The sequence below is a fragment of the Kitasatospora sp. NPDC002227 genome (assembly GCF_040296285.1).
Taxonomy (GTDB): Bacteria; Actinomycetota; Actinomycetes; order Streptomycetales; family Streptomycetaceae; genus Kitasatospora.
This window is the reverse complement of the sequence record NZ_JBEOWY010000075.1, coordinates 23,030-30,795: the sequence shown is the minus strand read 5'-3', so window position 1 is coordinate 30,795 and position 7,766 is coordinate 23,030. Positions and strand designations below refer to the sequence as shown.

The following is a 7,766-nucleotide window of genomic DNA, read 5'->3' as shown; positions in this document are numbered from 1 at the left end:
CTCTCCAGGCCTTCGACATCGCCTTCGACGGTCGCCTCTCCGTCGGCCGCCGGTAACTCACACAACACGAGATACACCAGTCGCTGGACACACCCTGATGGCCTGGTCGTCGGCCTCGTAGTAGGCGCCATGGTCACTGTGGTGATTGGCGGCGTCATGGCCGCCAGCCCGTATCTCAAGGACGCGAGCAATGCTCAGGACTTGTGGATCGGCTCCGGGAGGGCATGCGGAGGGCGTACCTTCCCGAATGATCCTTAAGGTCTCCGAGTAGGCCCGCGTTGCAGCGCGGGTCGGGAAGGTACGCCTGTGCTCAGCGTAGTCACCGATGACGGCTCAACCCAGTCCGGCTCCCTGATCGACGAGATCGTGCGGGAAGGCGCCCGCCGGATGCTGGCCGCCGCGCTGGAGGCGGAAGTCAACCAGTACATAGCCGAGTTGTCGGCCGAGACCGACGAGTACGGCCGACGTCTCGTGGTCCGCAACGGCCACCACAAGGCAAGGACCGTGGTCACCGCGGCCGGACCGGTCGAGGTCAAGGCCCCGCGGGTGAACGACCGCCGCGTCGACGACGAGACCGGCGAGCGCAAGCGGTTCTCCTCGAAGATCCTTCCGCCGTGGTGCCGCAAGTCCCCGAAGATCTCCGAAGTGCTGCCACTGCTCTACCTGCACGGCCTTTCCTCCGGCGACTTCGTCCCGGCGCTGGAGCAGTTCCTCGGCGGCACGGCCGGCCTCTCGTCCGCGACCGTGACACGGCTGACCAGGCAGTGGAGCGACGACCACGCTGCCTTCCAGAACCGGGACCTGTCCGACCGCGACTTCGTCTACGTCTGGGCCGACGGGGTGCACCCGAAGGTCCGGCTCGGCCAGGCCCACTCGTGCGTCCTGGTCCTGCTCGGGGTCCGGCTGGACGGCACGAAGGAGCTAATCGCCCTGGCCGAGGGCCTGCGCGAGTCCACCGAGTCGTGGGCCGACCTGCTGCGGGACTGCCGCCGACGCGGCATGCGCGACCCCGAGCTGGTCATCGGCGACGGCGCCATGGGCCTTTGGCGGGCGCTCGCCGAGGTGTTCCCGAGAGCCAGGCCGCAAAGGTGCTGGGTTCACAAAGCCCGCAACGTCACGAACTGCCTGCCCAAGTCCGCGCAGCCCGGCGCGACGAAGGCGATGCAGGAGATCTACAACGCCGAGGACCGCACCCACGCCGCGAAGGCGATCGAGGCCTTCGCTCGCACCTACGGCGCCAAGTGGCCCAAGGCCGTCGCAAAGATCACCGACGACGCCGACGAGCTGCTGGCCTTCTACGACTTCCCGGCGGAGCACTGGATCCACCTGCGGACCACGAACCCAATCGAGTCCACCTTCTCCACGGTCAAGCTCCGCACCAAGGTCACCCGCGGCGCGGGCAGCCCGGCCGCCGCCCTCGCGATGGTGTTCAAGCTGGTCGAGTCCGCCCAAGCGCGGTGGCGCGCGATCACCGGAGCCCACATGGTGTCCCTGGTCCGCGCTGGCGCACGATTCGAGAACGGCGTCCTGGTCGAGCGCGAGGAGCAGGCGGCATGAACGTCCACGACATCCTGCAGAACCCGGACGAGCACGTCCGCTTCGCGGCCTACCTCGACAGGCTGGGGCATGTCGCCGACCCGGACGAGCTCGACCTGGTCAGCCGCGTGCTCACCGATCCGGACCAGACGATGGCCCAGTCCGCCGTGCTGCGACACCTGGACCGCCGAGCCGCCGGCCTCTGCCCCGCTCCCGCCTACGAGGGGTGGGCGCAGGCGATGACCCCGGCCACGATCGACCACCCCCTCCTGGCTCAGCGCCTGCGCGAGTGGTCCCTCTTCCGCGCCGTCACGCTCAAGCTGCCCTGGCAGCCGGACGACCTGCTCGCGTCATCCAACTGGCTCCAGCTCAAGACCGCCGCCGGGACGAACACCGAGGCCATCGAGCTCCTCGCCGAAGCCGGCCGCACCAAGCGGATCCGCAACACTGCCAGGACCGTCCTCGACCATCCCAGCGAGAGCTGAACTCAGCTCACCCACAACTCTTGACTATTGCTCCAAGGACGCGGGGCGTTGGCTCAAGGCCAAGGTGCGCCACACCGCTGAGGACACCGTCGGCGACGACGAGGGCATGCAGGACCCCGCACCCGAGCGAGCCCCTCTGCGGCTCGTCTCCGGGCTGTGACCGCGCATTCCACGCTGGCTCTGACCGGATCTGCGTGAATTGCCCTGGTCGTGTCAGCAGTCGGGGCAGTCATCCACTGTCGGGGCGTCAGGGAAGGTTCGGTTCCCGCGGAGCCAGTCGATCAGCTACTCGGCCAGGGTGAGCTTTCTCCGGGGCAACCCACAAGGGCATCGCCGCCGACCTGGGCGTCAGCCGAACCGACCCTCCTCGGTTGATCAACCGAGCAAGATCTCTTCCGGTCGCCGGTTGAGAACTTCGAGTGGACGGCTGTTGAGCAGGTGCTCGACGCAACCGGAGAGATCGCCCCCGTGATCCTCCCGCGCGATCTCGCGGAGCTCCTTCACCAGGTCCTGCCCGTTGATGAGGACCACTGGGTACTGGTCCTCCACCATCTCGAGCTGAGCCGGTTCCGAGTACGCACCGGTGGTCACGTACACCCCGATCCACCCGCGACGGAGTCTGGCGACGACCCTGGCGATCTGCTCGGCGGAGACCAGACTGTCGGGCTTGATGCACTTCGCCTGCCCGAGCACGACGAGCTTCGTGCCGGCCAGCCCGCTGCCCAGGTCCAGCCGGCCCACGAAGTCCGCCCCACCGTCGCCCGACCGTCGGGTGAGCCACCCCTCGGTGTAACTGTGTCCGGACGCGCGCATCACCCGGGCTGCAACCGCGGACGCCAAGGCCTCGAACGCGTGCTTGTCCCCGTCGAAGCGCCGATACACCGCCTCGAGATCCGTCTCCGCCGCGCTGCCGCTCGCCGGACGCTGGTCCCGCACCTTGATCACCCTGCTTCGGGCCACCCGGCGGCGCACCCGCGGCAGCACCGAGTGTCCGTGCTTGACCCACTCCCGCCACGCAGTGGGGGCCAGCTCCAGCACCTCGGCGTCGGACCGACCGGCCACGCGTCGGGCCGTGATCCACTCCCAGTCCAGCTTGTCTCCCTCTGCGGCGAGATCGATCACCGCGAGGTCGAATACGTAGTTGGTGAAGGTGGTGCGGGCCCGTCCCGCCCACTGGACCACCCGCTCCGCCCGCTCGATCAGACCGACACCGCAGAACTCGACGTGCCCCTTGACCTTTCCGTTCCGCGACACCGAGCGGAACAGCAGGAGCGGTGGCGCGGCGGCCCGGCCCTCGGCCGTCGGAGCCTGATGTCCGTCGAACACCTCGAGCAGGGCTGCATTGCCGGTGGTACTTCCGAGCGGCTTCACAGTGTCGAACTTGTGGTCGCCGAAGTAGCGCACATGCCCGTTGTCGAGATCGAACACGTCGTGCCACGGAGTCTGCTCCGAACCGGCCTTCCAGGGACTGGACCTGATCATCACGGCGGGCCGCCGCACCCCGGCCGCGGCCGTGATCTTCGCCATCGGATTGATCCCGGCTTCGAGCAGCGCACGCTTCTGGCCTGGACTCTCCGTCACAAAGTAGAAGTTGCTGTAGCCGCCGACGGTCGCCGGCCCGCTGTCCTTCGCACTCGTGTACCGAAGCGTCTCGCCCATACCCAGCACGCGCCCCACGATTCCCCCTCCAGCAAGCGATCACGGACAATGCCGATCCTGCCACCCGGGTCCGACAGGTCGCCGCTTCACTTACAGCGTCCGTAGCCTGCGGGCGGGCAGGCGCATCGAGTGTTCGAGCGGATGAGCCGCGCGCCAGAACGACGATCGACCCTCAGTAGTCGAACTGGAGCTTGAGTGCGGACTCCAGATCCTCGCGCTTGATCCCGAGTGCGGCGGCAAGGACGTGCATACCGAGCCTCGGCGGTACCGCGTTGCCGATCTGCTGAGCGATGACGCTACGCACGCCGGGGGCGTCGACGCCCTCGACCTCGTCGCCGTTCCGACGTCGCCACGGATAGTCCCGGCTGAATGTCTGGAGCACCCCGAGCTCGGGCAGGGAGAAGGTTCCGAGGTGCTGCTCTCCCCAGACCAGCTTGTTACGCGAAGCCTTGCCGGTCACGGTCGCCGAAGGCTCGTCGTGCCGTCGTCGCCCCCGCGCCTTTGGGTCGCCCCCGGTGCCGTAGTTCGACACCACCTCGAAGCAGTCCGCGCGACCCAGGGCCTCCTGCATGGTCGCCCAGGGAAGGCGGGACGAATCCCCCTGGTGTCGGTGGATCCCCTTGCGGTAACGCCGGTGGGACGGCTCGGGGAGCTTCGGATCCGTCTGGAACCGAGCGCCGTCACCCGCCCAACGGGCGATCAGGATCGCACGGCGGCGGGTCTGGGGAACCCCGAACTCCTCGGTATGGAGGACCTCCGGTTCGGCCACCCTGTAGCCCTTGCTCTCCAGGATTTCGCCGAACGCCCGCCAGACCGGAAGCACCGCGGGAACCTGCTCGAGGACGATCACCTGGTAGGGCTTTCCCCCGGCAAGCGCCTCGAGCGCCCACCTCAGCGGCTCCAGGACCAACCCGGTGCGCTCGTCGCTGAGTTGCCCGAGATCTTCCCGGATCGCGGCGAACTCCTCGGCCTGTCGGTCTGGCTGTACCGCGGCGTAGCGCTTCGCGAACTCGAGAACCTGCTCCAGCGCCGCCCGGCCCTCGCCGTTCCCGGCGACGGTGAAGGTCTGGCAGGGCGGTCCGCCGACAAGCACGCTGGCTTCCGGAAAATGCGACGGGTTGTACTTTCGCACGTCTCCGGTCTCCGTCGGGAGGCCGGCCGCTCTACGCGTGGTGCAGGCGTCCTCGTCCCATTCGATGCCCATGACAACGGGGATGTCCAACGCCTTCGCCGCGATGTCCAGCCCCCCGGGGCCGGCGAACAAATCGATGATCTTGAGGGGCGTGGACACGCGGTTCCTTGCAGGATGGTAGGAGGGGGCGCGCCGGGTTCCCTCCGACCCCCCACGTCACGAACTGGAGCGGTCCCTATCGTAGCCGGCGGGATCGGCTCCTCGGACCATGTGGCCGACATGCGTGAGCCGGTCGGGGTCCGCCTCGCCCACGCCGAGGGCGTGGGCGAGTGCCCGGCCGACAGCCTCTGCCAGCGGCGGCGGCAGCGCGTGGCCCACCTGGCGGTATTCGGATGTCTTGCCGCCGGCCAGGGACCAGTCGTCGGGGATCGCCTGGATCGTGGCCGCCTGCCGCACGGTGAGCTTGGGGTGTGCGTCCACCGGGAAACCGACGCTGGGAGGCTCGTCGGCGAGGCTGTTGCCGTCGACCCCCAGCGCAGCCCATGCTCGCTTGCTCCCGGTCGGCCCCAGGTCCGCCCCGCCCCGGTTCTCGGAGCCACCCACCAGTGCTGGGGCCGTGCGGTCGGCTCGCGCCGACCAGGTTTCGGCGCCGTCCCACCCGTTGGCGGCCATGGAGTCTCGGAGTACTTCGCCGACGGTGGGAGCCGGATCACCGGTCGGTTGCGGCCACGAGAAGGCGAGATCGTAGGGGTCGGGGAGCGCGACGAGGAATCCGCTTCTCCGGTTCTGGGGCACTCCGAAATCGACGGCGTCGAGGACCGCCCAGTGTGACCGATAGCCGGCCCGGGCGAGCTCGGACTCGATCCAGGCTCGGTCGGTGGCGAAATCCCTACCGTCGACGATGTCGGCGAGGTTCTCCAACAGGAGGGCCTTGGGTCGGACAAGGGTGACCAGACGTAGAGCGGCCGTGAGCACCTGGCGTGCTTCGGTGTCATCGGTCCGACGCACCGCACCTGCCGACTTGATCCGGGGCAGCCCCCCGGTGAGTAGGTCCACGCGCAGCACCGCAGGGTGTTTCAAGGGGTCGAAGTCGACGATGTCGAGGCACCGCACGTCCCAGCCGGGACGGTTGAGGCGAATGGTCGCGCAGGCCTTCGGGTTGCGGTCGATCAGCATGACCGGGTCGAACCCGGCGCGCTCGAGGCCGAGGGCCTGGGCACCGGCTCCCGCGCAGATCTCCAACGAGGTGAACCGCCGCATGCCCTCACGCCGAGCCTCGCTCGCGTCATCGCCGGTGGACGACGCACGCGCCGAGGGCTGTAGGACCGCTGGTTCGGACGCCGTGTGCGGCAGGGGCTCCGGCTCGCCTTCCTCCCCGGAGCCCGCCTGCTTCAGTGCGGTCACCGACTCCTCTGCCACGGCTCGAAGCTCGGCGTCGAGCGCCCACTCCTCGACGCCGTCGAACAGGACGAACGGGGCGAGACGGAGGAGCCTCTTGAGGAAGTCACGGAGGGCCTCCCGCTCGTTGAGCTTCGCGAGGTCGAGATCCTTCCAGACCCGCAGGATGGCCCTGACCAGGTGCGGGCTTCCGCCGAGGGCGGCACGGCGTGCGTAGATCTGGTCGAAGGCGGCCTCGCCGAGGATCTTGAGCGCACCGTACGGTTCCGGGTCGTCGGAGGAGCGTACGAGTTGGGCCCGCCACCACAGTCGGCCGAAGACGTGTCGGGTGAGGTCCGTGCCGAGGACACGGTCCTTGGGCGGCTGGGGGTAGCGCCAGAAGGCGACGTCCGGGAGCACTACGAGTGCGAGGAACGCCCAGACGTCCCGGGAGGCGGCCTCGGCGGGCACCATGCCCGTCTCGGCGTGCAGCAGCGCGGCGAGTCGGAGGTCGAACTCGGCGTTTCGTGCCCGGTCGGATTCGTCGGGGAAGCCGGCGTTCTTGGCGAGGTCGACGACACCGGCACGAAGTTCCCGGAGTCGGTCGGCGGGGACCCGGTCACCGCCGGTCGCCACGTAGACCGCCGACTCGTGGGAGAAGGCGGCAGCGCCGGTCAGCTCGGCGATCGTCAGGCGCCGATATTCCTCGAACAACGGTGCGGCCTGCTCGGCGAGCAGCCGCGGGTAGAGGAAGCTCATCGTCACACCTCGAAGATCTTGACAGCCGCCTGCAGGTCGGAGGCGAACAGTGCGGGCGACTGCCGTTGGCGCAGACGGACGTCGGTGATCGACTGGTCCGGGAACAGCCGGTCGAACAGGCTCTGCAGCGTGGCGCCCAGGGAGCCGTCGGGGAAGTCGGCGTCCTCGGTGAAGTCGTCGTTGCCGAGCGCGTGCTCGATCATGATCCGTGCGGCGTCGGCGTACACCGCCGAGAGCACGACCCGATCGACCGGACGCGGCTTGCCCGCGTTCTCGAACGCCGCGGTGGTGACCGTGTTCCGCTCGTTGACGAGCAGGAGGAGGGAACCCATGGTGGCGCTCTCCAGGCCTCCGCTGATCCGAAGGTGCCAGGCCGCCTCGTCCGGGAAGGAGGTACGGGAGAAGTCGATCACGGCCATGGGGAACTGCGGAGCGTCGCCCTGGAGGCGGAGTGCCTCCCGGTCGCTCCACAGCACGGAGCCGGCCCGGCGGGGTGAGGAGGGGCGGCCGTCGGTCCGGCGCTCGGCCAGGACGAGAGCGGTGTCGAGGAGGAGCAGGCCACCCAGGTCGGCACCGCGGAGGAATACGTCGAGTTCCGCCGTGATCGTGCCGCCGTCGGTCAGACGCAGGCGATTCGCGGGCCCGCTGAGGTTGGAGCCGGTGGCCGTCCACACGGCGGCGAGGGTGAGGGCCGCGTCGGCCGGAAGGCCCGACTGGGACCGCGCTCGGGCCAGGTCGATCCGGACCGTCCTACGCAGGTGCAGGTCCATGTGATAGTCCCAGTCCGGCAGTGCCTCGGGCATGGGGACCTCACCGTC

General features: G+C 69.1%; 6 protein-coding genes. 2 read left to right on the top strand and 4 right to left on the bottom strand.

The window, feature by feature from the left end; translation table 11 throughout:
- Positions 1-306: 306 nt before the first annotated feature.
- Together ABT095_RS36690 and ABT095_RS36685 are read left to right on the top strand one after the other, a co-directional pair.
- Complete coding sequence (locus ABT095_RS36690; RefSeq protein WP_350533952.1) at positions 307-1,557, top strand: IS256 family transposase; 1,251 nt, start codon at positions 307-309, stop codon at positions 1,555-1,557.
- Complete coding sequence (locus tag ABT095_RS36685) at positions 1,554-2,021, top strand: hypothetical protein (protein WP_350533951.1); 468 nt, start codon at positions 1,554-1,556, stop codon at positions 2,019-2,021. The genes ABT095_RS36690 and ABT095_RS36685 overlap by 4 nt, the downstream gene beginning before the upstream one ends.
- Before the next feature lie 375 nt (positions 2,022-2,396).
- Here ABT095_RS36685 and ABT095_RS36680 read toward each other — a convergent pair whose 3' ends face one another.
- From ABT095_RS36680 to ABT095_RS36665, 4 genes are all read right to left on the bottom strand, one after another.
- Entirely contained in the window at positions 2,397-3,698 is a 1,302-nt protein-coding gene (locus tag ABT095_RS36680; RefSeq protein WP_350533950.1) for a restriction endonuclease, read from the bottom strand.
- 154 nt (positions 3,699-3,852) lie between these two features.
- Positions 3,853-4,971 carry a DNA cytosine methyltransferase gene (locus ABT095_RS36675; RefSeq protein WP_350533949.1) on the bottom strand — a complete coding sequence of 373 codons (1,119 nt, stop codon included), beginning with the start codon at positions 4,969-4,971 and terminating at the stop codon, positions 3,853-3,855.
- 57 nt (positions 4,972-5,028) lie between these two features.
- Positions 5,029-6,948, bottom strand: a complete 1,920-nt coding sequence (locus tag ABT095_RS36670; protein WP_350533948.1) for a DNA cytosine methyltransferase — start codon at positions 6,946-6,948, stop codon at positions 5,029-5,031.
- Between the two features lie 2 nt (positions 6,949-6,950).
- Positions 6,951-7,751: a hypothetical protein gene (locus tag ABT095_RS36665; protein ID WP_350533947.1), complete on the bottom strand. Its 801-nt coding sequence runs from the start codon at positions 7,749-7,751 to the stop codon at positions 6,951-6,953.
- Between the last annotated feature and the right edge of the window lie 15 nt (positions 7,752-7,766).

Bases quoted from the DNA above. Each gene is read 5' to 3' on its own strand.
- ABT095_RS36685 (WP_350533951.1), top strand. From the start codon at position 1,554: ATGAACGTCCACGACATCCTGCAGAACCCGGACGAGCACGTCCGCTTC.
- ABT095_RS36670 (WP_350533948.1), bottom strand. From the start codon at position 6,948: ATGAGCTTCCTCTACCCGCGGCTGCTCGCCGAGCAGGCCGCACCGTTG.
- ABT095_RS36665 (WP_350533947.1), bottom strand. From the start codon at position 7,751: ATGCCCGAGGCACTGCCGGACTGGGACTATCACATGGACCTGCACCTG.